Origin of the sequence: Viridibacillus soli, assembly GCF_016612995.1 — a bacterium.
In the GTDB taxonomy this organism is placed as follows: Bacteria; Bacillota; Bacilli; order Bacillales_A; family Planococcaceae; genus Viridibacillus; species Viridibacillus soli.
Genome location: NZ_JAEOAH010000003.1, coordinates 191,479 through 217,797, shown reverse-complemented (window position 1 = coordinate 217,797; position 26,319 = coordinate 191,479). Strand labels below are relative to the sequence as shown.

At 35.3% G+C, this 26,319-nt stretch carries 27 protein-coding genes; 17 read left to right on the top strand and 10 right to left on the bottom strand.

The genetic code is table 11. The features are described from left to right. Positions 1-626: 626 nt before the first annotated feature. Positions 627-1,142: an RNA polymerase sigma factor gene (locus JFL43_RS02900; RefSeq protein WP_200747847.1), complete on the top strand. Its 516-nt coding sequence runs from the start codon at positions 627-629 to the stop codon at positions 1,140-1,142. Then, positions 1,142-1,876, top strand: coding sequence for a hypothetical protein (locus JFL43_RS02895; RefSeq protein WP_200747846.1), 735 nt, complete (start codon positions 1,142-1,144; stop codon positions 1,874-1,876). Before JFL43_RS02900 ends, JFL43_RS02895 begins: the two co-directional genes overlap by 1 nt. Positions 1,877-2,441: 565 nt before the next feature. Here JFL43_RS02895 and JFL43_RS02890 read toward each other — a convergent pair. From JFL43_RS02890 to JFL43_RS02880, 3 genes are read right to left on the bottom strand one after another with little or no spacing between them, the layout of a single operon-like run. Next, on the bottom strand, positions 2,442-3,083 hold the full coding sequence (locus JFL43_RS02890) for a hypothetical protein (protein WP_200747845.1): 642 nt from the start codon (positions 3,081-3,083) through the stop codon (positions 2,442-2,444). A gap of 17 nt (positions 3,084-3,100) precedes the next feature. Next, a complete protein-coding gene (locus JFL43_RS02885; RefSeq protein WP_200747844.1) occupies positions 3,101-3,499 on the bottom strand; it encodes a permease prefix domain 1-containing protein in 399 nt (132 codons plus the stop codon). After that, positions 3,496-3,825: a PadR family transcriptional regulator gene (locus tag JFL43_RS02880; RefSeq protein WP_200747843.1), complete on the bottom strand. Its 330-nt coding sequence runs from the start codon at positions 3,823-3,825 to the stop codon at positions 3,496-3,498. The genes JFL43_RS02885 and JFL43_RS02880 overlap by 4 nt, the downstream gene beginning before the upstream one ends. Before the next feature lie 489 nt (positions 3,826-4,314). Between JFL43_RS02880 and JFL43_RS02875 the strand changes: the two genes are divergently transcribed. The 4 genes from JFL43_RS02875 (at position 4,315) to JFL43_RS02860 (ending at position 7,785) form a co-directional block, all read left to right on the top strand. Beyond that, a complete protein-coding gene (locus tag JFL43_RS02875; RefSeq protein WP_200747842.1) occupies positions 4,315-4,746 on the top strand; it encodes a hypothetical protein in 432 nt (143 codons plus the stop codon). Between the two features lie 440 nt (positions 4,747-5,186). Next, complete coding sequence (locus JFL43_RS02870; protein ID WP_200747841.1) at positions 5,187-6,650, top strand: protein adenylyltransferase SelO; 1,464 nt, start codon at positions 5,187-5,189, stop codon at positions 6,648-6,650. A 452-nt stretch (positions 6,651-7,102) separates the two neighbouring features. Then, on the top strand, positions 7,103-7,249 hold the full coding sequence (locus tag JFL43_RS02865; protein WP_200747840.1) for a hypothetical protein: 147 nt from the start codon (positions 7,103-7,105) through the stop codon (positions 7,247-7,249). A gap of 329 nt (positions 7,250-7,578) precedes the next feature. Beyond that, positions 7,579-7,785 carry a hypothetical protein gene (locus tag JFL43_RS02860; RefSeq protein WP_200747839.1) on the top strand — a complete coding sequence of 69 codons (207 nt, stop codon included), beginning with the start codon at positions 7,579-7,581 and terminating at the stop codon, positions 7,783-7,785. 621 nt (positions 7,786-8,406) lie between these two features. Here JFL43_RS02860 and JFL43_RS02855 read toward each other — a convergent pair. Together JFL43_RS02855 and JFL43_RS02850 are read right to left on the bottom strand one after the other, a co-directional pair. Then, a complete protein-coding gene (locus tag JFL43_RS02855) occupies positions 8,407-8,658 on the bottom strand; it encodes a hypothetical protein (RefSeq protein WP_200747838.1) in 252 nt (83 codons plus the stop codon). Between the two features lie 124 nt (positions 8,659-8,782). Continuing rightward, on the bottom strand, positions 8,783-9,208 hold the full coding sequence (locus tag JFL43_RS02850; RefSeq protein ID WP_200747837.1) for a ferritin-like domain-containing protein: 426 nt from the start codon (positions 9,206-9,208) through the stop codon (positions 8,783-8,785). A gap of 269 nt (positions 9,209-9,477) precedes the next feature. On the opposite strand from JFL43_RS02850, the gene JFL43_RS02845 reads away from it, so the two are divergent. Further along, entirely contained in the window at positions 9,478-9,630 is a 153-nt protein-coding gene (locus JFL43_RS02845; protein WP_157813020.1) for a hypothetical protein, read from the top strand. Between the two features lie 340 nt (positions 9,631-9,970). On the opposite strand, the gene pgeF is transcribed toward JFL43_RS02845, so the two are convergent. Further along, the gene (pgeF, locus tag JFL43_RS02840) at positions 9,971-10,732 is read right to left on the bottom strand and encodes a peptidoglycan editing factor PgeF (protein WP_200747836.1); all 762 of its coding nucleotides are present in this window, start codon (positions 10,730-10,732) and stop codon (positions 9,971-9,973) included. Between the two features lie 125 nt (positions 10,733-10,857). After that, positions 10,858-12,249, bottom strand: coding sequence for an amino acid permease (locus JFL43_RS02835; RefSeq protein ID WP_200747835.1), 1,392 nt, complete (start codon positions 12,247-12,249; stop codon positions 10,858-10,860). An 856-nt stretch (positions 12,250-13,105) separates the two neighbouring features. Here JFL43_RS02835 and JFL43_RS02830 point away from each other — a divergent pair. The 7 genes from JFL43_RS02830 (at position 13,106) to JFL43_RS02810 (ending at position 21,931) form a co-directional block, all read left to right on the top strand. Continuing rightward, complete coding sequence (locus JFL43_RS02830; RefSeq protein ID WP_200747834.1) at positions 13,106-16,270, top strand: DEAD/DEAH box helicase; 3,165 nt, start codon at positions 13,106-13,108, stop codon at positions 16,268-16,270. 477 nt (positions 16,271-16,747) lie between these two features. After that, positions 16,748-17,980, top strand: coding sequence for a sensor histidine kinase (locus JFL43_RS02825; protein WP_200747833.1), 1,233 nt, complete (start codon positions 16,748-16,750; stop codon positions 17,978-17,980). A 458-nt stretch (positions 17,981-18,438) separates the two neighbouring features. Continuing rightward, positions 18,439-19,026 carry a Maf family protein gene (locus JFL43_RS02820; protein WP_200747832.1) on the top strand — a complete coding sequence of 196 codons (588 nt, stop codon included), beginning with the start codon at positions 18,439-18,441 and terminating at the stop codon, positions 19,024-19,026. A gap of 24 nt (positions 19,027-19,050) precedes the next feature. Further along, positions 19,051-19,227 carry a hypothetical protein gene (locus JFL43_RS22315; RefSeq protein WP_234447567.1) on the top strand — a complete coding sequence of 59 codons (177 nt, stop codon included), beginning with the start codon at positions 19,051-19,053 and terminating at the stop codon, positions 19,225-19,227. Between the two features lie 373 nt (positions 19,228-19,600). After that, positions 19,601-20,479 carry a patatin-like phospholipase family protein gene (locus JFL43_RS02815; RefSeq protein WP_100797404.1) on the top strand — a complete coding sequence of 293 codons (879 nt, stop codon included), beginning with the start codon at positions 19,601-19,603 and terminating at the stop codon, positions 20,477-20,479. Between the two features lie 394 nt (positions 20,480-20,873). After that, positions 20,874-20,996 (top strand): hypothetical protein, encoded by a 123-nt coding sequence (locus tag JFL43_RS22965; protein WP_267907743.1) that lies wholly within the window; start codon positions 20,874-20,876, stop codon positions 20,994-20,996. 689 nt (positions 20,997-21,685) lie between these two features. Further along, on the top strand, positions 21,686-21,931 hold the full coding sequence (locus tag JFL43_RS02810) for a hypothetical protein (protein WP_100797403.1): 246 nt from the start codon (positions 21,686-21,688) through the stop codon (positions 21,929-21,931). A 45-nt stretch (positions 21,932-21,976) separates the two neighbouring features. On the opposite strand, the gene JFL43_RS02805 is transcribed toward JFL43_RS02810, so the two are convergent. Both JFL43_RS02805 and JFL43_RS02800 read right to left on the bottom strand, forming a co-directional pair. Then, positions 21,977-22,135, bottom strand: a complete 159-nt coding sequence (locus tag JFL43_RS02805) for a DUF1540 domain-containing protein (RefSeq protein ID WP_100797402.1) — start codon at positions 22,133-22,135, stop codon at positions 21,977-21,979. 823 nt (positions 22,136-22,958) lie between these two features. Beyond that, positions 22,959-23,627 carry a DUF4097 family beta strand repeat-containing protein gene (locus JFL43_RS02800; RefSeq protein WP_200747831.1) on the bottom strand — a complete coding sequence of 223 codons (669 nt, stop codon included), beginning with the start codon at positions 23,625-23,627 and terminating at the stop codon, positions 22,959-22,961. A gap of 199 nt (positions 23,628-23,826) precedes the next feature. Between JFL43_RS02800 and JFL43_RS02795 the strand changes: the two genes are divergently transcribed. From JFL43_RS02795 to JFL43_RS02785, 3 genes are all read left to right on the top strand, one after another. Continuing rightward, entirely contained in the window at positions 23,827-23,970 is a 144-nt protein-coding gene (locus JFL43_RS02795; protein ID WP_200747830.1) for a hypothetical protein, read from the top strand. A gap of 111 nt (positions 23,971-24,081) precedes the next feature. Beyond that, on the top strand, positions 24,082-24,840 hold the full coding sequence (locus JFL43_RS02790; RefSeq protein ID WP_200747829.1) for a MerR family transcriptional regulator: 759 nt from the start codon (positions 24,082-24,084) through the stop codon (positions 24,838-24,840). A gap of 12 nt (positions 24,841-24,852) precedes the next feature. Beyond that, on the top strand, positions 24,853-25,509 hold the full coding sequence (locus JFL43_RS02785; protein ID WP_200747828.1) for a GAP family protein: 657 nt from the start codon (positions 24,853-24,855) through the stop codon (positions 25,507-25,509). 192 nt (positions 25,510-25,701) lie between these two features. Here JFL43_RS02785 and JFL43_RS02780 read toward each other — a convergent pair whose 3' ends face one another. Continuing rightward, on the bottom strand, positions 25,702-26,214 hold the full coding sequence (locus JFL43_RS02780) for a GNAT family N-acetyltransferase (protein ID WP_200747827.1): 513 nt from the start codon (positions 26,212-26,214) through the stop codon (positions 25,702-25,704). Between the last annotated feature and the right edge of the window lie 105 nt (positions 26,215-26,319).

Here is a 26,319-nt window from a genome sequence, read left to right as displayed (position 1 = left end):
GTTTTATTATATGTTTCACACAATAATTGGTAACAACACACTTAATTGTATCATATCACCAAAATACAGATGATAGCTTAAGAAATTGCGATTCTTCTTAGTTGAAGAATCGTTTTTTCTTATATCACTATTTAAATCTTTCAAAGTGATTTGTAACCCATTAAGTTTCATTCTCAGAAATATATTCTTCAGCAAGGATTAGTTTTTGGACAAGCTCTTGCTTGGATAGTTTCATATACTTCCTATGAAGATTATCAATCCGTATTGTATTTTGGTGAATCCCTCTACCATCGATATCAATTTCATTAGACCTTTGAGCAATGTTCGAAAAAGCGACTGGAATTTCTTTTTTTTCAACAGTTCAATCGTTTCTTTTATTCTGGAAAGTGCATTTTAATATGCAGTTTGATTATTTCTGAAGCGTAATATTCCATTAATGCCCCTTATTATTTAAATCTGAAACCCCATAGATTTCCTAATCATAGGATTTGAGCTAAAATTATAGCGCCATGCCGTAAAGTAGCTCATTTCAATTTATAAAGTCTTCAAAATATAAAATAATTTAAGCCAAATATAGCATTCATTTGTCTAATACATGTAGAACTAAGAAGGAAGGTGAATTCAATTTGGTTAAGCTAGTACATAAAGCTCAAAAAGGAAGTGAAAGGGCATTTTTAAAATTATTTCAACAGTATGAAGATGATATTTATCGCATCGCATATGTCTACGTTAAAAATGAAAGTGATGCTTTAGATGTTTTACAAGAAGTAGCTTATAGAGCATTTAAAAACATCAAAACACTAAATAATCCCCAATATTTTAAAACATGGATTATTAAAATTGCAATGACACATTCGATTAATTTAGTGAAGAAAAATCGGCAAGTAATCCATTTGGAACAAGGAATCGAGAAGAATCTTCAAGATCAGGAGGAGGATTTTTCATTAACCGTTACGATTCATGAAATTCTAGAATATTTAGATGAAGATGAAAAAAGTATTGTACTTTTAAAATTTTATGAAGGCTATACTTTTCAAGAAATTGCACAGCTGTTGAATATACCGCTGGGTACTACAAAATCAATTTTGTATCGAGCGTTAAATAAATTGAGAAAGCAACTGAAAAAGGAGGATTTTTATTGATGAATAATATTAAAGATGAAATCCAAAAAATCACAGTGCCAAAGGAGGTCCACGAGAGAACAAAGCTAGGTGCTAAAAAAGCAAGCGTTGAACAGCCTCAAAAACGTTTTAGAAGAGGTTCGATTGCCGTTGCTTCTGCTGCTGTATTAGGACTTGGGATTATGTATTCCCCAATAGGTGAAGCAATGGTGGATCGTTTCTTTGAGGTGACACAGTTCGAAAAAAGTAAAAATAACGAAGAACCATCAATTGGTTACCAAGTGACAAATGCAGGATCGTCACAAAGTAAAGTTTATACATCCTTCACTCAAGTGAAAGAGAACTACAATATTTCTATACCCCTTCCTGAAATTATGGCATTAGAGGAACCAAGTGCAGAGGAAGTAGAGTATATCATCGGAACAAATGAAAATAATCAATTTGCTAATTTAAATTACCGAATAGCTACCACAGATAGAACTTACCGGGTATTTGCAACCAATAGTCCTGAAGCAAAAATTACTTTTTCAGCAAAAACAATAGATGGAACGGCTATTGAAAAGGAGCTATTAATTGATGATACGTCCGTTCAATTAATGAAATCAAATAATCAGGATGGTTATTTGATTTACCTGAATAATAATGAGTGGCAATTGGTAATCTCTTGCTTTGACCGAGAAAGTAATATCGAGGGTGTCTCTGATGTAACTGAAGAAGAAATAATTGACTTAGTACAAAGTGTTAATAACTGGTAATGTACTTTTGTTTCTATCTTCGCTAATGAATATTATTAGCCATAGGTTTTAAGTAATAGATAAAAAGGCCCTATGGTTTAGTGCCAAAGAAAAGCAGCTTGTGATTTAACTTTAACAACTTGTTTTTATCAAACTTTATGTCAGAACTACATTTGGCATGCAGTTCTCTATGTTGAATACTGAAAATTTGAAGGACATACTTGGTGGAGGAAGTGGTGAATTCTATGAGGTACACTTAAAGGGGCCAAACGAATATTAATGCTCGTTATGAAATCCTGCGTCAATTATCCTAATTGAATCCTCTGTATACACATCCGTATGTATGAAGGGGTGAGAGGTAGGAGGGTAGTCGCCTCCTCCTAATCGATTAGAAGAGGTGTTATTAATTTCAGGTAGATACATTACGGGGAACCGTATCATAGGTAAATGAAGTATAATGCAAACCCCAATATTGATTTTCTCTATGTTGGGGTTTGCTGTAGCATTTTCTTAATAAGATTATAACCTATATTCTTTTTGTGATAAATGTCTACTATTAAAGAAAAATAGGTATACTCATTTTTCTTTAATAACTTTGTATATTTTTCTTTTTATAAACATAAAAGTACATACTAAGAGGCCACCACATCACTAAAAAGATTGGATAAATCGCCCATATTGTTCCTGGTGAAGAAACAACATTTACAGTAATAAAAAAGATACTAATTAGTATGCTTGCATTAATAGAGAATGCAACGGATGTTTTTTTCTTAGCATGATATAAAGCTAATGGCCACCACATTATTAAGAATGCAGGGTAAATCGCCCAAGGATATTGGGGAGAAAGTGTAATATTTAATATTGAATAATAGATGATGGTAATTGAACTACCTATAAGTGCAACTGTTATAGATTTAGCTTTTTCCTCTAAAAACATGAGAATAGGCCACCATATGATTGGATAAACAGCGTATATAAACCATAAATGGTTTGGTGAATATAAATAATTTTCAATCAAAAGGAAAGAGATTAACATGAAACTACAAATAATAGAGTATTGTTTATAAAGTTTCTTAAACATAAAATAAAGGGTAATAGGCCATAGTAAAAGCAGAAAACATGGATAAATAAACCAAATATCATTCGGTGATGTTATATAATTAGTAATTCCTAAAAATAACATGGTCATAAAGCTACCAGCTACGGCAAAACTAAAATAATTTTTCATTATCTATTCTCCTTTCTTCATTGCTTACGTGACCATACGAAATACATTGAAAGTGGCCACCATAATATAGTGAATATTGGATATATAGCCCAAATTGTATCTGGGGTATAGTAGAAGTTGATAAATATAAAAAATACAATTATTAAGCTACTTCCCCAAATAGAAAACTCTAAATTTAATTTAGCCATGTTTTTCTTCTCTGGTTGTTTCACTCCTAATTCTTTTTTTAACTCTTCAATATCTCCAAATTCAACAATGGCTTTATTAATGGCATCATCTTCTTCTTTTCCATGCTCCATTAAATAGAACACTTTCTCTTCAAGATTTTGCATAATCTCTTGTTTAACCATTTCGGTTTCGTTATTACTAGGAATGTCCTTAAATAATTCATCAATATGATTTTTCATTTTCATCATTCTAAACCCTCCATAAACAAGTTGATAATTTCCTTCACTTCAGTCCATTCACTTACTAGTTCTTTTAAATATGCTTTTCCTAATGTGGTAATGCGGTAATACTTTCTTTTTCCACCATGAGAGACATCCCCATAATATGCTTCAATTAGTTCTCTCTTCTCTAATCGTTGAAACACAGCGTATAAAGTTGCTTCTTTGATTTGAAAACGATTATCTGTACGTAAACTAATTTCCTGAGATATTTCATATCCATATCGATCTTTCTCCAAAAACAGTCGTAAAATAATTGAATCCAAGTGTCCACGAATGATATCACTTCTAACCATAAGTCACCTACTTAGATATTATTGTTCTATCTGATAGAGTAATTTTAGCAAATATTACTCTGTCTGTCAAAGTAATTAAAAAATAATAATTCTCCTTTTAGAGAGGTAAATTTGATATTTGGTTAGTTAAAGTGAACATTGCTTAACTTTTTCATACAGCAAATGAGAAGAAAGCTGTCTATTTTAGAACGGCCGTTAGCTACAGCAAGTGGTGATGAAAAAATTTGCATCTACCCCAACTTCAATCCTAAATATGTTCAAATGACTCTAATTATTCTTAGAACGTATTATAATTTCATAAATCGGTAGACAAGTACAAACTTACATCAGAAAAACGTTTAGGGATTACAGATAAGCTTTTTAATATTGAAGATAAATTATCGTGGATAATATAATCTTTGTAATGATATGTTATATAATGTAAAATTAATAGTTATAATCAAAATATTCGCAAAACCAACTTTTGAAAAGGGGGGAGAGAGGAGAGATATGAGAATTAGAAATTTGTTTTTTGTGTTCATTGCAATCTTTTTATTTATAGTAACAGGTTGTTCAAATAGAATAGAAAACGTAGAACAAAGGATCGAAGTTCAAGAACGTGTCGGCGATGAAAATAAATATGAAGACTTTAAGGTAGTTACTGATAATATACAAGTACAAAAAGTAAAAAAAATACTAAAGGATACTGATTGGGAAAATGCAAAAGTGGATATGGCTCATCCACCTGATTACGAATTTATTTTTCAGTATAAAAACCCAAATATTCAGGCAAAAGCTGTTGTGTACAATCTTTGGATAAGTCCTAATAATGATAAAGTAGAAATCGCCCGAGGAGGTAATCAGTACGCTCAATTAACAAAAGAAAATTCAGCGATTTTGTTTGAGATTATAACAGGAAATAAACTGTCTGAATTAAAATAGGCGAAGTGCATTAGAAAAGGAGCAGATTTTGCTCCTTTTTGATGTGACTTTATCTGTTAATCTAGCTTATAAAATCAACTTTAACTTTATTTCCATGCGGTTAATCCCTTTTCTTCATAATAAAACTTAGTTAAGACTCCTACACCAAATTCTACTTTGTGAGCAAATCGTTTAATAGATTTCCTTCACATCTTGAAAATTCGATAATCCTGTCATGAACCATACCAACTAAAAACAAGAAACTTCTGAAACGCCACGTACTTATTTGGAAAAAATCAGAATCGATAAAGAAGTATTTTATAAGGAGCTACTTTTGTTTGTAAACGGTATAATAAATTGGCAGAAGTAGATATTAAAAAGAAGCTGCATCGTGTTTTTATAGAATGTAGATCACTAAAAAAACAATTATACAAAAAGACAAACGAAAAAAAGGAGAAACTATGACAAAGAGCAAAGAAATAGGATGGAATTTAGATAACAGTTATGCCTGTCTGCCAAAATCATTATTTTCCAGAATCGAACCAACTCCTGTAAGTGCACCGAAGTTGATAATTCTCAATAATGAGTTGGCAACATCCTTGGGTTTAAAAGTTCAGGTGCTACAAAGTTCAGATAGCGTAGAGATTTTTGCAGGAAACCAGATTCCGAAAGGTGCTTCGCCACTTGCTCAAGCTTACGCGGGGCATCAATTCGGTCATTTTAACATGTTAGGGGACGGCCGAGCTGTGCTGCTAGGCGAGCACAGCTCGCCCCAAGGTGAGAGGACTGATATTCAGCTTAAGGGCTCAGGTAGGACGCCATATTCTCGCGGGGGCGATGGTCGAGCAGCACTTGGACCGATGCTACGTGAATACATCATCAGTGAAGCCATGTATGCGCTTGGAATTCCTACCACCCGAAGTCTGGCAGTGGTGACAACTGGTGAGTCTGTATTTCGCGAAACCGAACTACCTGGTGCAATTCTGACCCGTGTGGCTGCTAGTCATCTGCGAGTTGGTACCTTTCAATATGTTGCAAAATGGGGAACAATTGAGGAACTCCAGATTCTGGCCGACTATACACTAAAGCGTCATTTTCCGGAAATTGAAGTTGATGAGAGCCGATATCTTTCGCTACTTCAGGAAGTGATCAAGCGTCAGGCTGAGCTCATTGCCAAATGGCAACTCGTTGGCTTTATTCATGGGGTTATGAACACCGACAACATGACCATAAGCGGAGAAACCATCGATTATGGTCCTTGTGCCTTTATGGATGTCTATGATCCGGAAACGGTATTCAGTTCTATTGACGCTCAAGGTCGCTATGCCTATGTCAATCAGCCGTTTATTGCTGGATGGAATCTTGCGCGATTTGCTGAAACCCTATTGCCGCTATTACATGAAAATCAGGAGCAGGCTGTCAAACTGGCCCAGGAAAAGGTTTCAGGTTTTACTGAGTTGTATCATTCTAATTGGATCACGGGAATGAGGGCAAAACTGGGGATATTTAACGAAGAGACAGAGGATGAAACTCTTATTAATGGACTCCTCAATATGATGAAGAAGCATCGTGCAGACTATACCAATACCTTCCGCGCATTAACTTTTGACACGCCGGAGGATACTGTCCTGTTCGACACCCCAGATTTCGCTCAGTGGAATGAGCTCTGGCAGGCGAGACTAGGCAGGCAGCAGGAATCGAAAGCCTACTCAAATCAGTTGATGCGGAACAGTAATCCGGCGGTAATCCCACGGAACCACCGGGTAGAAGCTGCATTAGAAGCCGCAGTGGAACAAGGAGACTACAGTGTGATGAAACGGCTTTTGGATGTTCTTTTAAAACCTTACGCACACTCAACTAAACAGGCTGAATACTCCACACTTCCTACGGCAACAATCCCTTACCAAACCTATTGCGGTACTTGATATATAAGCATTAGAGAAATTTTTTCTGCATTTTTGAATCAATTTGATAATTTTTGAAATAATAGTATTAGCACAAAATAATGCTACCTATTTTCTCGAGGGAGCATTATTTTAGTTTATGATTTTTCTCTTTTTAGTAAGGATAGGTTGCAGTTTTTGGAAAAGTATAAGCTGGAAAATAGGGCAAGTGACTAAAAAGTGACCAACTCTAGAATGTCATTATAAAAGGTCACTTGCTTTATCTTTTTCCGATAAATGACTATAAGTGTTTAATGGTCTGCAGTGAAATAAAGGCGCTGCAGCTCGTTAAATAATTGTAATTTAATTGTGTTATTTTCCCTATAATTATATTTACAATATTTACATAAAATGTGTATTATAATTTTTAATGGTTGAGATTAGTGTTAAGATTATAAATGTGCGTGTGTGTTATAAAAAAAGAGGAATTTATTTTGAAATTGGTGAAGAATTCAAGTGTTAAATTTGCACCAACTGCATCGGCTTATGATGAGGGTGAACAAAATGGGGAATTATTGCAGAGTCGGTTTATTACAATGTATCATCAGAGAAATATGTATTTGATAGTGGACATGCTTTAGAAAATGGGTTGACACAAGAAGAAGTGAGTAATACTGAATTATTTTTTGAAAGTTTGTCACCAACAGAAGTAGTAGAAATGAATGAAGAGTTTGGTTTTGATAAAAGTGAATATACAAAATGATAATGAAATACAGCCAGCTTTTATTCCTATAATATTGATACTTATTGCAAAATTTTTAATAGGATCAGTGGGTGCTGCAATTGTTTATCATGTGGTTACGTATGGTATTATCAAGGCGTGTAAAATTTAGATTTTGACTATTATTTATTTACAAATTTTGAAAAATAAGTGGATGGCTTAAATAAGAAAAAATGGGGGTTTTAAATTATGAAACTTTTGGATAATAATTTTTTCATTTTTATTATTGCTTTTACAATTGCTATAGCGTTTATAAAGTTACCTGCAACAAGCGATTTTAAAAGCATGATGTATTCTCCTGTATATTTATTAATATTGATTCCAATTGGATTTGTAACAATAAAATCCTTAAACCGAATCTTTGACCGAGTTGTATTGAAATTTAATAAAGACTAAGAGTATATAATTTTTTGGGCTCAAGATGAAAAGGTAACCTAGAAATGGATTGCCTTTTCATTTTTTTAAATCTCCAATTGGCAAACCGTGTTCGAAGTACAATATCTTTTAATTGATCTTTCAAGTAGTTTCAAAGTAGATCGCTATTGCCGCAGTTATAGGATTTATATATTTTCAATGATTCATCTTTTAAATTTGAATCAAATCATTCGGTACGTACTAAAATTTTTGTATTTGTTGTAACTGCAATTTTATTTGTTCGTGATATACCGTTAATGTTTACATTCTCCTTTTGGGGAACAAAACAAGCATATTCATATCGTTTTCTTTCAACGATACAAACATGCTTTAAAAAAATTAGTCAAAAAGATAACCCACCGTATTTTCCCCTCAAAGTATCTTCATCCCTCTTTGTAAAAAAATATTTAATAATTCAGAATATTACATTTTTATAGTGTAACATAAAACTTTTACTCAAAAAAAGCAACAATGTTTACGAAAACAGCCTAAAATAAAAACTCTACTTTCTGAGATGTAACTTAGAAAGTGAGCAATACAAGAGAAGCATTTAGTCTTGGTGTATCTCAACTAAAAAGGCGTTAACCCATATTTAATACTTTACTATTTTTTACGGTCCATTTTGGATATTTGATTTGATAATCGATCAATTTGCCTTTGCATTCGTTCCAGTTGTTTAGATTGATCCGACTGGCTTCGAGAACTTTGATTATTTGCATTTTCTAACTCTTGTAGTGCGAGCGCTGCAGCAACAGCCGATATTCCATCGCCTAGTGTTGTAATTGCAGCTCCAATTAATGCAAGTCTAGCAGCCTGATTTTCTGGTAATTCGGGGTTCTGGTTAAATTGGTTCATTTTAATCCTCCTTAAGATTTGTAGAATAGATTGTAATTTAATAGTTAGTGGATAGTATTCTGTTCGATTTTGTTCAATAAAATTTATTTAAGAAAAAAGAATCAAATTTAAGAGGAATGTAAACTTAATTTTGATTCATAAAATACAAAAACCAAACAGCATGGTTTTGTTCATCAAGTGATACTTGCATAAATTGCTGTTGTATAAAGGGGTTATTAGCCTCTCTAGCAATATCGTGGTAAAAATCAACAGTTTCTTGTTCATCTTTAAACGCATGTAGTATGCCACTTCGATAATTAGTAGGACAATTTGCATTCATTTTAGGCGTGTACTTTGTCCTTGTTAGCGAAAAATAGATTTGTGAAAAAATCTGAAAATGTCTCATTTCATCGCTTCTAATTTCCAGTATTCTATCTCTGATTTCTTTGTTTGGGGCCTGTTTTGACAATACGTCATAGCACTGAATTGCTGTGAATTCTCCATCAATTGCTTTAGCAATATCAGTTATTAACTTGTTAGGTACTTGTTGTTGTAACGAATTATAATTCATTAACCATTCACCTCGTTTATATTTTATGTTTTGTAGCAAGAAGACGAAACTTGTCCAAGACTGATTTGTGAAAATGAGCTGAATAAATCGAAGTGAAAAATAGATTTCGGGAAAATAAGAGAGTGGGTGGCTTGACTATGAAAAAATCCAAAGCCAGCATATTTTATTAAGACTAAAGGAATTTAGCATTTGTGAGATAGATGGACAGCCCATCGAATTGTTAGATTACGAGATTTTTCACCATGCGGAGGAAAGTTAGGGGGAGAAAGATGAATTATCTTATTTGGTACGACGGAGATGATGTCGCAGCAAAAATGAAGTATAGAGTTATGGACGAAGATACTACTCGATTAGCTACTCTGTTTATTGACGAGGGCTATCATGCTAAAAAAGTTAGTCAAGAAGAATACGATGCTGAGTAGGCTAATAAAGCATATATAACGGAAAAATACAAAAAAGGGCAATCTCTAGCCGCTTTTTGAAAGCGATCACTCCATAAATATACGAAGTGATTTACTTTGTGCTGGGTAAATAAAAAAGACCGCTCAAATGAACGGTCTAAATCCATTGTTTTAGAGTGACGTAAGGTGACCAACAATTAATATTTTGGTCGATTTAAAAATAGTAAGTAATAAATAAAAGTACTTTACATTCTACAAAATACCATAAAATCAATGGTTTTAAAGGTGTGACAGTTCACAGCTCTCTTGAATAAAGTTGATGTGCTTTTAGAATATATTTCGCTTGTAAATTTTTTTCAATTTACGCTTTTTTCATAAAAAAACTCAGATGTCTTCCGGCTTGTTTGTCTTGACGATAAGAGAAGCCTTCAGGGTTCAAATACGTACAAGTCGGATCAATTGTAATTAGATCAGCCGGGATTCCTGCTAGCTCACATTGCTTTTTCACGGTTTGCTGATTGTCAATGTGATACTTGTGAGTTTCTTTATTGTAATAGATAAAATCATCTGCGTAGCCGAGGTCTTTGAATTTTAAGTACACATCTGCATCGACTTCAAACTTCTCTTGGCTAAGAGCCGCACCAATCTGAATATGCAAATCACTGGGATTACAATGTTCAACTTGAATTAAATGCTTAAAAACGTTCAAGGAGATTTCTTTTACTGTACCTTGCCAGCCGGAATGAATCACGCCAATGAGGCCAGTCTCTTCATTATAAAAAGTTACTGGGACACAATCGGCAGTAAAGGAACATAATAACAGATTCGGCTCATAAGTATATAGGGCGTCGGTATCCGTAATGGCGGTATCAGTACGGTCAGCGCCTCGGCCTTTGTCTGCCAGCGTTACCCTGTGGAAATTAGAGCTATGTGTTTGATTGGCACAAACGAAATTCTCCAGCTCACAATGCAAGGAAGTAGCTAATTTCTTGCGATTTCCCATCACATGATTTGGGTTAACGCAGGCATGAAGAGCCATGTTGTTGCTTTCAAGCTCGGTTTCATCTTTAAGGGTTATCCCTGCAATGAATTTCTCATTGTCTAAATAAATGTTTGTTTTCATCTCATCACCTAATTTTAATATACATGAACGGTTTACTGATGTATAGGGCAGTATAAAAGGGACCTTAGTGTAAGACGAAATAGTAGCATTCACGAAAGAGATGCGGAACTGTATCAAAACGGTTTTTATTTTTTATTTAATTCGCTATGTTTTTTACCATAAATAAAGTAAATGATTAAGCCAATAATTATCCAAATGCCACAGGCAATCCACGTATGTGCAGATAACTGGGTTATTAAGAAAATGCATAAGATCGATGAGATAATCGGAATGACTGGGAAGAATGGTACTTTGAAGCCGCCAGTCGGAATATTTTTGTTTTTACGTAAGTAGATGACGCCGATTGATACAACAGCGAAAGCTAGTAATGTACCCATGTTAACGAGCTCAGTTAGTTTGTCTAGCGGTACGAATCCCGCGCAGAAGGCAATAAGGATTGCAAAAATCCAAGTGTTTTTCACTGGTGTTTTACGTTTGGGATGTACTTCACATAATATTTTCGGAAGTAAGCCATCGCGACCAAATGCGTAAACAAGACGAGTACCGCCGTAAAGCATTACAAGGATAACCGTCATCATGCCAACAACAGCGCCAAGTGAGATAATACCGGCAACCCAATCTTGGTGTACCAATTGCATGGCGAAGCTTACAGGGTCACTAACATTTAAGTCTGTAAAAGGAACCATACCTGTTAAGACAAGTGATACAGCAACGTACAATAATGTACAGATGAACAATGAACCGATAATACCGATTGGCATGTTGCGCTGAGGATTTTTTACTTCTTCCGCTGCAGATGATACTGCATCAAAGCCAAGGTATGCAAAGAACACTAATGCGGCGCCTGTTAGAATACCACCTGTACCAAATGGTGTAAACGGCTCCCAGTTTGCTGGTTCGACGTAGAATGCTCCAACAAAGATAAATAGTAAAATTACGGCCACTTTCACAACTACCATGATTGCATTTAATTTTGTAGATTCTTTAATGCCTAATGTTAATAAGAAAGCAATAACGAGGATGATAAATATAGCTGGTAAATTAATATATGTGCCGTTTGCAGGATCAAATGCCCCTGATACAGCCTGTGGAATTGAAATATTAAAACCTGCTAGCAATGAGCTTAAATAAGATGACCAGCCTGTTGCAACTGCTGCAACTGCTAAGCCGTATTCTAGTAACAATGACCAGCCCACTAGCCATGCAACGACTTCACCGAAGACGATGTAGCCATACGTGTATGCACTCCCTGTTACTGGAACGGCTGATGAAAACTCAGAATAACACATCGCAGCGAATGCACACACAATAGCGGCAATGATAAATGAGAACACAATCCCAGGACCAGCATGTTCGGCTGCGACAGTCCCTGGTAGGATGAAAATCCCTGTACCAACAATGGCACCAACACCAAGTAGCATTAAGTCAAATGCGCCAAGTGTCTTGTTCAGTTGAACTTTACTCTGTTGCTGTAGAAGCTGATTTACAGATTTTTTTCGGAAAATAGTATTTTTCATTAGATACACTCGATTCTATTTGAATAATATAAAAATTCTAAACTTTTATACATTGAATGTCAAACGAAATTGTCGATATTACAGTTTTTTTGTCGAATTAAAAGTACTATTAGTATGGAATGGTTCTTTTGTATATTAAGATTTTGTAGAAAATAAGTAAGATATAGTTATTTTTGATATAACTAATAGATTTCATATTAGTCATAATAATGAAAGATGCAATACTGTACTAGAATCGTTTAAAAGAAAGTATGTGAAATGTTATGGTTTTAATACGAAGAAATTTATCGTCATAGAAAATCGCATTCAAAGCAAATGACTTGCCTCGTATGGTAGGTCATTTTTTATTTACACTAATATGAGGGTGAGAGAACTATTAATTAAACTTTATTCAAAAACTATATATTGGGACAAATGCAAGTGAACGAAATACAAACGCGTTTTGCCATAATTGAATTGTATGAGAAAATGAATAATCGGCTAAAGAGATTTTGCAGACTTGATCCGGGTTGTTAGCAAGTAAATATTGAGTAATTACGATGCAATTTGAAAGAGGCAAACGGTGATAAATTGGCAACACTTTGTTATAAGCCAGAGTAAGATTTCACGACTTGTAAAGAGATTGGAAAAGAGAGAGTAAATGCTGCTCGAATAAGGACGAGTAATTGTGTTGAAATTATTTCAAAAAAAATTGGAGTACCGATAAAGTGTTAAATAGTAATGATGTTCAAAGAGAAATCGAGTTACGGGACATTTTTAACTAAGCGGCTTACCTTCAAAAAGAGGTAATGATTTTATTAGTCGATATGTATATGTATATATGTGGTGTGGTAAAGCGACCGAGAAAGGACGAAAGATGAATTTTTCAGTGAACGAAACAAAGGTAAAGAAATTATGCGGCGTTATCGCTTTTAAAAAGGGTAAAGCTTATTACCAAGCGGGAAAAGTAAATGTTCAACCCTTTCTACAAGGTGATTCAATAATCAAAGCAAGTGTGAAAGCGGGAGCTGATTTTGATGTTACAGTGAAAGCAGATCCAGATGGGGAAATCGTGGCTGAGTGTAGCTGTCCGCCAATAGGGTCTGTGCAGACTTACTGCCAACATATTGCAGCGGTCATGCTGGCTATTGAAGAAGTGCAGCAAGTTGAAAATCCATTGGCTACCAAAATGCTTGGCTTATTTGGAAATAGGTCTATGCAAACTAGTCGCAAGCAAGTGCATTTTGACAGTAGGCAGACGCTAAATGTGGAAATTACGTGCCTCCCTATACTTCTTAGTGCCTCGGAGTATGTGTTTGGAATGCAGTTGAAGATGGGTTCCAAAGCATTATATGACATCCCGAATATAACGAAGTTTCTCGATGAAATCGAACGTAGAGAACCGTTCGAATATGCGCCCGGTTTCATTTACGCACCGGAACGCCACAGCTTTCTTAGAGAAACGGATGAAGTCCTTCAATTTTTAATGAAAAGTCAGCGTGTAAAAAGTAAAATTGACCCGCAAGAAGAGAGGTTACTTATTTCTGCTACTGACTGGGAGCAATTGCTTCCTTTATTGACTGCGACACCAGAAGTGAAATTTATGCAAGAGGGTAAAATTTATGACAGGGTCCAGGTGGGGGAAGAACTTCCTTTAAGTTTTGAATTTGATGAATCCAATTTGGATAGTTACCGACTGGATGTTAAAGGACTTAATAAAATAACCATTTTAAGGGTGTATGGCTACGCCTTTTCAGAAGGTAAATTATACAAGCTGCCTCAGGAAGACTGCAATCGATTGGCAGAGTTGAAGGAAATGTTGGACCAATCTGGAGAACATCAGCTCGTCATCTCGGAAAATCAAATCGATCACTTTATGGAGAATGTCATACCGGGCCTGATGAAATTAGGACATGTGAATATTGCCGAATCCGTTTCAAAAAGAATGGGGGAAACCCCACTTCGCGCCAAATTGTTTTTGGACCGGGTAAAGCATCGGATACTTGCAGGTCTGGAGTTCCATTATGATCATCTCGTTATCAATCCATGTGAAGAAACGGAGCAATCTTTTCCGCATTATCCAGGAATCAGGCGTCAGCGCAATAAAGAACAGCAAATCATCAAACTACTATTGGAAAATTCATTTACCCAGACACCAGGCGGTTTTTACTTATACGATGAAGAAGCAGAATATCAATTTTTGTATCACAACATTACGAAGTTGGAAAAATGGGTCCAAATTTATGCCACAACTGCTGTGAAAATGCGTATCCATAAAGGATATACAGGTCCGAGGATAAAAGTTGAGGTGGGTGAACGAACAGAGTGGCTCGCATTCCGCTTCGACCTTAAGGGAATCTCAGAATCGGAAATACAAAAGGTGCTAACGTCGCTTGAGGAAAAAAGAAAGTATTACCGAGTTCCAAATGGCACTTTAGTATCGTTGGAAACACCAGAATTCTTGATGTTACATGAATTCCTAAATGATTTGGGGATATCTACCGGAGACATCAATGGAGAAGAGATTCGAGTGCCGTTAATTCGCGGCATGCAATTAATCGATTCACTCGAACAAGGCGATTTGATGGATCCAGGAGAAAACTTCGCAAAGCTCATGAAAAATTTAAAGGATCCAGAAAAACAGGATGCTGCAGTACCTGACACATTAAATTCAGTGCTTCGTGATTACCAAAAAATCGGATTCAGTTGGTTCAAGTTACTGGCCAAGTATAAATTCGGCGGAATTCTTGCAGACGATATGGGGCTTGGCAAGACGTTACAAAGTATTGCTTTCATCGAGTCCGTGCTGCCAGATGTCAGGGCGCAAAAACGGTCAATATTAATCATAGCCCCTTCGTCGCTCGTCTATAATTGGAAGAATGAGTTGGAAAAATTTACTCCCCATATGAATGTGCAAATAGTTGACGGCAACAAAGTGACAAGAACTGCCCTGTGGAAGTCGTCTTCCGGAGCGGATGTCATCATCACTTCTTATCCGTCACTACGGATGGATATAGCCTTTTATCGTAAGCGAGCATTCCATACACTATTCTTGGACGAGGCCCAAGCGTTTAAAAATCCAACTACCAAGACCGCTAAATCGGTAAAAAAGATTCAGGCAGATTACCGGTTTGCACTTACGGGAACCCCAATAGAGAACTCAATAGATGAACTTTGGTCGATATTCCACGTCGTGTTTCCCGAATTGCTACCGGATAGAAGAACTTTTAGCGAACTACGTCGTGAAGATGTGGCAAAACGTGTACGTCCGTTTATATTACGACGCCTGAAAAGTGAAGTTTTGAAAGAGTTGCCAAATAAAATTGAAACGATCCACTACTCGGAGTTGCAATTGGAACAGAAAACATTATATGCCGCTTATTTGGCCGAATTGAAACATGACGCCTTGAAGCATTTAAGAAATGGAAGTTTTCAACAAAATCGCATTAAAATTTTAGCGGCTTTGACCCGGCTTCGACAAGTATGTTGCCATCCCGCCTTATACATTGATGACTATGCCGGAAGTTCGGCAAAGTTCGAACAGCTAATGGGGATTATAGAAGAATGTCGCATTTCTGGTAGACGTGTACTGGTCTTTTCACAGTTCACTCAAATGCTTAGCATTATAGGCCGACAACTTGTACGTGAAGGAGTACCTTATTTTTATTTGGATGGCCAAACGCCTCCTGCAGACCGTGTTGAATTATGTGACCGTTTTAATAACGGCGAAGGGAATTTATTTCTTATTTCTTTAAAAGCTGGAGGCACCGGCTTAAATCTGACGGGTGCAGATACGGTAGTACTTTATGATTTATGGTGGAATCCAGCTGTAGAGCAACAAGCGGCAGACCGTGCGCACCGGATGGGGCAGAAAAATGAGGTGCACGTCATCCGATTAGTAGCAAAAGGAACGATTGAAGAAAAAATAAATGAGCTCCAACAGAAAAAAAAGCACCTCATTGACGAAGTGATTCATTCGGGCCAAGATTCATTGACCACCATGACAGAGCAAGATATACGGGATATTTTGATGATTGAATAGGTGATGGGATGTATCTTATGTAATTATAGAAAAAAGTATAAGGGGATAGGGGGCTGTCATTGTGCAGCGCCCTTTCCTTTTAAACGTGGGAGAGCTGGTTCTACGTGTACCTCTAATAACGCTACTATAAACTACATCATTATGAGAAAACTAAAAGTATACAGGTGTGTTGATTAGGGGAATATTAGGTTGTTATTTACCGTTAAAATGTTTTTTATGTTCGTAGGTTACTACATTTTTTAGTTGATTGTAGCGGAGGGTGCTCGACTCCTGCGGGAAGCGAGCATTCCGTAGTGGAAATCAACCTACCCACTTTAATAGTAATGGTTTAAATTGGTTAATCAACACACCTGAAAAGAATATCTACTTATTAGAGATTGGCATTTTCCGCGGAAATTAGATTCTATCTATCTTTATGATGTTAGCTATGTGAAAATAAGATAGAAGTTAAATCTATCTCGGAAGGAAGTACAATTTTTGTTTGAAACATTACTATTAAATTTCTTGTTTTTACTGATTCCATTTTTAGCATATCTCATATTTTTTGAAAATGGAAACCTTTATAAAATAAAATCTATTCTTAACATTACCGTAGCAATAACTATGGTCTTATGTATGACGTTACCTTTTCATTTAGATAGTGGATTTATTTTTGATTTAAGATATATTCCTTGTATAATTGTTTCACTTTACTGGGGATATAAAAATACAATACTCCTTTATATCGTACTTAATACCTACCGATTTATCATTGGAGGCGATGGGGTCATACAGTCATTGTTATTTTCAACTATCGTTTTAGTGGCTGTGTCAATGTGCAGTAATAAGTTTAAATCTTTAGATAGTCAGTATCGAATTTCTTTTGCTACAATGATCTCTTTTTTTACGATGTTTTTTTATCTTGCAACGCTAAGCTTTCAAATGCCAATTAATCGAGAGTTCTGGATATTATCTATCAATGCCATTACTACGCATGTAGTCTTGATGATCATTTTACTGATTCTAATCGAGCGTATCATCTCAAATATGAAAGCTCGTGAAGTGATTATACAATCAGATAGATTACAAGTAATAAGTGAGTTATCGGCTAGTGTGGCACATGAAATCCGAAATCCGCTTACCATTACGAGCGGCTTTTTGCAGTTATTAAGCCATTCAGAGTCGATCTCATTGAAAGATAAAGATTATGTTGAATATTCACTACAAGAATTAAAACGGGCTGAAAAAATCGTAGGTGATTTTTTAACTTTCTCCAAGCCATTAAGCGAAAATATGGTGGACTCCAATCTGAAAGAAGAAACGGAATATGCCAAAAATATACTTATTCCATACGCAAATATGTATAATGTTAATCTACATGTGAGCTTTCATAATTCTTTGCATAAAGCTTTCGATAAAAATCAAATGCATCAATGCTTCATTAACTTGTATAAAAATGGGATAGAGGCCATGAAAGATACTGGTGGTACCTTAATGATTGATATTTCAGAGCAAAAAAAGAACATTATCATAAAAATTAAAGACCAAGGAATTGGCATGACAGATGAGGAAATTTCTTTTCTAGGGAAGCCATATTATTCAACGAAAAAGGAAGGAACAGGGCTAGGAATGCTCATGGTTTATAGCACCATACATAAAGTGAAAGGGTTGATTAAAGTAGAAAGTGAGAAAGGAAAAGGCACTGTTTTTACAATCATGATTCCGGTTTAAATTCACTTTCTATACTTTATGGGAATGCTAGTTAGAAGAAATCAAACAAATATAGCGAATCACTTGTTCATGGCTGTTGCTATTTTCACCGGAAGCGACGTTATTAACGTTTCCAATGATTTAAGGCTACATCATGTAAGGGGAGTTAGATGTTGGACTTTTACATAGCCAATTAGCGGATTGTATAATCATGACTGGTCGAGCGGTTGGTGTGAAGACAATTAACATATTGCTGAACGTTCCGCTTGAATACGTTACTTTTGTAGTCGAACATTTATCCTTTCAAACATAATGTAAAAGTCAGTCAGATTGCGCTCTGGTTGGTTATGGATCAGAGCGTTTTTTATCCTATCTTTTTAGAGAAGGGTTTAATTAGGATGGGATTGCTTCGAAGTTACTAGGATTCCATTTTGCAAATACCGTCATTTTTTGTATGATACTTACGAGGAGTGAAAACTATGCAATTTCAAACAACAAGATCATTTATTTTAGCATCTGCATCACCACGTCGTAAGGAGCTTTTCAGTCGTTTAAATATACCATTTGACATCGTTACGTCCGATGTAGAAGAAACGAGTGTACAAGCGTCAGAAGTCGCACAATATGTCACAGAGGTCGCATTATTAAAAGCCCGTGCTGTTGCTAAAAAAACACAAGGTTATGTAGTTATTGGCGCAGATACAATTGTTGCAAAAGACAATCAATTACTACATAAGCCAAAAAGTAGTGACGAAGCGATGTCACATCTTCGCACATTACGTAGTACAGCACATGAAGTATTAACGGCTGTGGCAATTATTGAGGAGGACGGGACAGAGACAAGCTTAGTCGAGAAAACAACTGTCATCTTTAAAAATGTGTCCGATGCGTTATTAGAAGCATATGTAGCAACAGGAGACCCATTTGATAAAGCGGGTGGCTATGGTATTCAAACAGAAGGCGTCTTTTTAGTTGACCGTATCGAAGGAGACTATTTAAACGTCGTAGGGTTACCGTTAGCATCGTTATGTGAGCAACTCATTTCTCGCAAACTTATTTCTCTATAAGTTTTCCGAACATCATGATTCGAGATGTCAACGCAACGGACCGCGCGCGAGAAAGACCAATCCAATATTTCATATCGCGTAATAGATTGTTCATTACAACTAGCTGAACACGAAAAAGTAGAATTAACGGATAACATGACTTGTTTTATATATTATGGACAGGATATAGGCGCTGCTGGATTACCACAATATCTATACTAGCCTCAATTAAGGGGAATGTATGGGTATGTTGGAATGAATGTAGCGCTATATTTTTGTGCGTAATTCCCCCTTGTTTAGAGAACCCCACAGTTATTATTAAAATATTCCAAGAATAATAGCTGCCCTGAGTTGCGAAAGATTGTCCCTGAATAGCAATAAATAGCTCTCGAGTCGCAACATGTCTCGATTTTTCATGTCGCTTTATTGACATAAGACAGTTTGCTGTTTTAAGGAATCAGTTTTTTGGTTCACTCCTATGATCAATCTAAACAACATTAAAAAGAGAAACATGTTTAAAGCATTTTCGACATAAGTTCTAAATAACACTCTCATTTCTTACTCAGTTACTAGTACAGATGAAGGGGGAAAAGGGTTGATTGTCGATGGGGTATTTTCAGGTGGAGGAATAAAAGGATTTGCATTTGTAGGGGCATATCAAGTGCTTGAGGATAGGGACATTCATTTTAATCGAGTAGCTGGAACGAGTGCAGGCGCTATTTTCGCAAGTTTCATCGCTGCTGGATTTACGGCGAATGAAATAGAAAAGATGTTAGATGAACTAGATGTTACTTCACTACTTGATCCGCCTAGAACATTGTTCGCATTACCATTTATGAAATGGCTCAATCTTTATTTTCGAATGGGACTATACCAAGGAAAAGCGCTAGAAAAATGGTTTTATAAAAAACTTGCAATTAAAGATATTTATACGTTTGCTGATTTACCAAGAGGTTCTTTAAAGCTTATCGCCTCTGATTTAACAAATGGCAGAATGATTGTACTACCAGATGACTTGAACAACTACGGGATAGATGCGGAATCATTTTCGATTGCTCGCGCTTTGCGAATGAGCTGCGGTATTCCTTTTTTCTTTGAGCCAGTCAAACTGAAGATTGCAAAAGGAAAATCGATAGTAGTTGATGGAGGCGTACTCAGTAATTTTCCGATATGGATATTTGATGATGATAATAGTGGAAAGAAACGTCCAGTTATTGGATTGAAGCTAAGTCATCCGCGAGAAGACATGGCTCCGCAAAAAATTGATAATGGTCTCAATTTATTTGAAGCACTATTTACAACGATGAAAGATGCACATGATGAGCGATATATTTCACGCAGACATGAAAAGGATATTATTTTTATACCTGTTGAAAATTATAGTGCGACACAATTTGATTTAGATGAAGAAACAAAAGAAATTTTAATCGAAACTGGAAGAAAGAGCACGATTCAATTTTTAAAAATGTGGTGAGCGAACATTCTGGAGTTATATTACAATTTAATACTTGTCTTGTTAAAGGTGGTTGCTATTCTACAGCAACCACCTTTTTCTATTTTCAAGAATCAAAAAGTGAAGTGTGTAGTTCACGAATTTCGATATTGTAGATAGGCTATACAGTAGATGAAGTCATAAAAAATAAAAGTTTTTGGAAGATGAATAAAATTAAAAATTTTTGTCAATGGAAATCAGGTATAGAAATGACAATTAAGGGGAAAATTAAATTATAAAGACTTATTAGTCTATGACATTACTAATGCCGGATGGACATTAAAGGAGGTGCTTAACAATGTTGAATTTTAATATCGATTATAAAAAATCAATATATTAGCTTTTCTTTTAAAATCAAAATAATGGAGGGATGGAAATGTTGAAATGGATAAAAAAATGGAAGAAAAGAATGAATTGGTTGCTGATTATAATAAAAGTAATCAATGGTATTGTAGGGTTTGCAGCTGCTGTGGCAACTTTGTATATAATTTTGAGTTAATAGATAGTAGATTGCCTTATTTAGATATAAAATCCCTCCTGTTGTTAAATTAAGAGTTGTAGTAATATCACTTATTTTAAACAGCTGGAGGGTATTTTTAAAAAATTTGAAGAAATAACTATATATCCTCTTACATATCGATTTCTCCATGTTTATTTAGTATTATTAGAATTATTTTAGCGATATTAAAACAATATTTCAAATATACGCAATTCCTATGTATTTCTCATCTATTCATTTTGTTCCAGAAAACGCTAAGGCTCGGATAGAATACTGCTGTAGGCTTTAATAGTTTCGATTTGTAACTCATCTTAATTATCTAGAATTCTCATAAGGTTTATATCTTTCTTTTTAGCAATTAACTTACAAGCTTTATCAATATAACCATGAGCATCTTGTGAAATAATAACGATTCTAGTTGCTGTGAGACCTACTGTTCCTATGCCTGTAATTGAATTGCTTCAAGAATGGTTGCACCAGTTACTGAGGTTGAATCTAATAATGACTCAATACAAGCCGAGTTAATAAAATCTGCTCTTTGGAAAAATGAACTGGATTTAACAATAAATCATTTTGGTTCCCCTTAGTAACTTTTGTTAAAAGAAGCGATGGTATGGACTCATGAATTCCAGTTTTTAGCCATATATTTAAACAAAATAAATTGGTGTATAGAGGAGAATGAGTCTATTATGCAAACAAAAAAAATGCGCTTACGGAAGATCCAACATCTTGCTTTTGAAATCATGGATGAGATGAATGCAAGTAAAGATCTGAAACAGTTAGATACATTGAGTCCTGTGATTGATAATCTATCACGGGCAATCGGTGATTTAACAGATCCATTAGGTAATTATTCGCTAGACTATATAGAAGAAAAAGTGAGCAATGCCCATCACCTGTTATTTAAGGCCGAAAACGGTGGTTTTTATCAGTGATGAAATTAGGAAAGGGTAACCATTATAATGGTTACCCTAAGATAGTTAATCTTCCTCTGGAGAAAATGTTTTACAATCCGTTTCTTCACTATTGGATGCTTGTTTACCCATATGACTAACGACATAAATAGCTTCTGCAGTACATTTGTCTCCCGATCCCCAATACGTACAATTATTGACTTCGCATAGAATCTCTTGAGCCATAGTATCACACCTCCTCTTTTGTTATCATGAACAAATTTGAGGTAATTAATACTATAATCAGAAAAAGCATATAACAGAAATCAATTTCTCAGCGATTTTGATGCTTATACGAGATGTAAACCACTGTATTTTAAAATGAATTGTTCGGTTTATAAAATCGACCTTGTAATTCCTTTTAGAGTGGGAAGATTATTCGAAATAAATAGGATAAAGGTGAGCGAATTGAAAGTGGAAAATTATATGATAATGAAACATAGGTTACAGGAGAGGATTATATGATTTCAACCTTTCCTGCTTTAAAAATAAGGCAGAGACGGAACTGGATGCAGAAAGAATAATAGGAGAACAATTCACAGTTGAATATTCGTGACGTGTATTACATTCGAGGTAGAAAGAATTACCTATTAAACTAAAAGAGGCTTTTCTTGAAAATCCGACAAATGAATTAAACAACTTTATTAACCGTTATACGGACTTGAATTATGCTGAAATGAATATTTTATAGAACTTTAAATGGAGGTACTACAATCAAAAGTAGTACCTCTTTTATGTTTTCATAACAAAATTAAATGACTTTATTATTTCTATATTGTACAACGATTCGTAGTTACTAGAAATCATTGAAAAGAAAACCTCTAAAGTAGCTTGTTGGTTTGACATATCAGATGCGCAGCTATGCTACTATTTATCCTTTTATATCCAGTAACTAAACAGCTCTCTTCACAAGATATTTTCATCATAAGAGAAGAAAAACGTAGGTAGATCTATCATATCTCTGGAAAGGAATTATGTGATAACACTGAGTGTTGAAATAGAACCTGTATTATTTCAATGATATATTTCCTGATGAGGTTTCCAGTTGCACTTCATAATCTCTGCTCCCTGAAGTCCCTTTTGTTTCTTTTTTGCTTTGTGACTGATTATCCAAAGTAATGCCGACGGATCTTCGCCCACTGTTAGATTTGAGGAGCAGCGTGGCATCTGGTTCGTCCTCATTTAAGAAAACGTCCACATTTCCACTTGATGTAGTAACGTAGACATCACTATGAAAGTTAAGGAAGTCAAGTTTTATATTACCACTGCTGCTATTCACTTGCAGGTTGTGTGTTTGCAGATCCCTACCTACAACACTGCCAGAAGAACCATCGGCTATGATTTCCCCTTTGAACTCAGTGGGAATTCTAACTTCCAATTGGGGCATGCACCCGATTTTAAACAGACGGGTTGTATCATTTTTTAAGCTGATCGTTATTTTTTGTTTCCCCTTATCCATTACAACTCCCGGGCCCTTATCGTATAAAAGTAAGGACGCTTCCAATTCATCTATATCTGCAGATACTAAATTTACCTTTGTACTTCCATAATCTATGTGAATGGTATCGATATCTTTAAGGGAAGCAGTTTGAAAGTCTTCACTTTCTGCCCCTTCTGTACAGGCACCTAATAATATTAAAGTAACAATAACCCACATGAACATAGAGAATCTCTTCATTTTTCACCACTCCTTATCTCGTTGGATACCATTATAGAAGGTGTCGTTGGGTCAATTACAAGTATTATATAGATTCATTAATAAAAAAGATAAAAAGATAAAAAGCTTGAAGCTTACGTAGCGTCATTTTATATACTGTTTAGTGAGTACTTTATAGCGTTCTCGAGAAAATGAAAATAAATAATTGGGAGGTTTTTAGATGAAACGGGGAGATATGATCATTTATGGGTGTGTCATTATCGGTGCAGGTATTGGACTGATGCTTGATAATGCATTTCCTGGTGTACTGATTGGCTTAGGTGCAGGATACTTACTTCAATATTTTTTTCGTAAAGAAGAATAAATGAATAAGAAGTAAGAACAAATGAAAAAACAAGATGATAAGGTAGAATAAATATGAAGTTGTTCATGAGAGGTTTATAACGTACAAGAAACAGGAAGGTAGGTTAAGCAGTTGATACATATTAACAAGGTTGGGGAGCTGACAGGTGTTACCGTTAGAACACTGCGTTATTACGATAAAATTGGCTTAATAAAACCAGCATCCCAAACAGAGGGCGGCCATCGTTTATATACGAATGAAGAAATAAAAAAACTGCAGCAAATTCAATTTTTAAAAAGGATTGGATTTACATTACAGGAGATTAAAAATATGCTCGCTTCCAGTGAGTGGGATTGGTCCAATAGTTTAAAGAATCAATTATCATTTGTACTAAAGGAACAGGAAAACTTGAAGAAAATAGAGTTAGCCTTACGTGAGCTCATACATGGAATTGCGATTGAAGGAGAAGAAAATTGGCTGGCGATTCAGAAAATCATGCAATTATCCACCAAAGATAAAGAAATACAGCAGTATTATCGCGAATCTATATTTAAAGACAGAGAAATAGAACTATGGAAAAAGGTACCTAATATGACAAGTGACAGCTCTGACTCACTTGAATGGATTGCTTTAATAGGTCAGTTGAAGCGTTATATGAAAGACGGTCCAAAAACAAGCAAAGTCCAGAATATCATTAGAAGAATGGATGAAAAACGTTTAGAAGAATTTGAGGGTGAGGATGAGCTTCTGGATAAGTTATGGGAACTGAGGATGTCGCCAAAGCAATCAGAGAAACTGGGATTATATCCGATTGATCAAGATGTGCTTGAGTTTATGGACCAGGCATATGCCGTTTTTTTGGCTGAAAAGAATAATACTCAACCGGAATAGGGAGGAAGTAGGATGAATACAGAACTGCTTCTCCTGATAGGGGGAATGGCTCTATTGGATACACTAAGTCCGGCCACAATAGGGGTAACAGTGTATCTACTTTTATCAGATAAAGAGAGGCTTACCACACGTTTGACGGTTTATCTATTGACGGTAGCAGGATTTTATTTTGCTGTTGGAGTTGCCCTCATGTTAGGAATAGGTTTTTTGTTGGAGATTATTTCTGGTGTATTTCAAAATCGAGTCGTAAGCTGGACAATCTTTATAATTGGAGGAATATTGTTCATCGCAAGTTTTTATGTTCCAACAAAGAAAAGTTCAGAACTACCTGCACCAAAATCCAAAAGCATTCTTTCAATGGTTGCTCTAGGATTTACTACTTCATTAATTGAAGTAGGTACAGCATTTCCTTATTTTGCAGTAATCGGAATAATGACTACTTCAAATTTATCATGGATAGAATGGACTTCTATCTTAGCCGGATACAACTTTATCATGGTGTTGCCTTCCCTCGTACTGTTTCTCTTCTATCCAATGTTTGGTAGGTGGATGCAAAAACCGCTTGAGAAGCTTCACTTGAAGATCGCTAATAATTCAGGGTCGGCTCTTTCGTGGATAATGTGTATTGTTGGAATAATCCTGATTTTTAATAGCTTGGATTACTTGTAGGGTGTGTGACCAGAGTATTAAAGAAAATGATCCGATTTTGTTTATAAAAAAGTATTGTCACATAAAATAATTAGAGCCTGTTTTGATCAATCTTGTTTCAAAACAGGCTCATCTATTTTTAAGGGAACAGTTTTCTTGTTCAACAACTCACCCGATAGTTGAACAAGAGAAGACTTGAAAATTAACTAAAGCTCATTTCCACTCTTCTTCTAAAATCGCGTAATAATACTCATCCCACCATTCATTTCCCTGTGGAATGCATTTTTTAAAATAGCCTTCTCTTCTCATACCAATCTTCTCCATAACTCGATAGGATGGAATATTCTGGGGTTGACACGTAGCTATAATTCTATGTAACTTCATTTTTTCAAAACCAAATTCTAAAATAGCTTGTGCTGCTTCAGAAGCATACCCTCTATTTTGATATTTCGGATTAAACACCCATCCAATCTCATAAGTATGCTCACCAAAATACTTTTCAAAAACAATGTGCCCAATAAGAATATTTTCGTCTAATAGTACTACAGGAAATTTCTCAGCATTATCACCAATGTTTTTATTAACAAACTCTTTTGCATTTTCTTTAGTAAAAATTCCTTCGGGTATATATTTCATAACATTAATATCTGATGTATATTCATGTACATCTTGCCAATCTTTGACTTCAAATTTACGTATTAATAACCTCTGTGTTTTTATGTACATTACCTAACCCCCATCAAAAATACTAATCCCTCTATACCTTGTTTGGATATTTAAACAAAAAATCCTTTTCAGATATCTGTCCTTTTAGTCCAATAAGAAAAAATG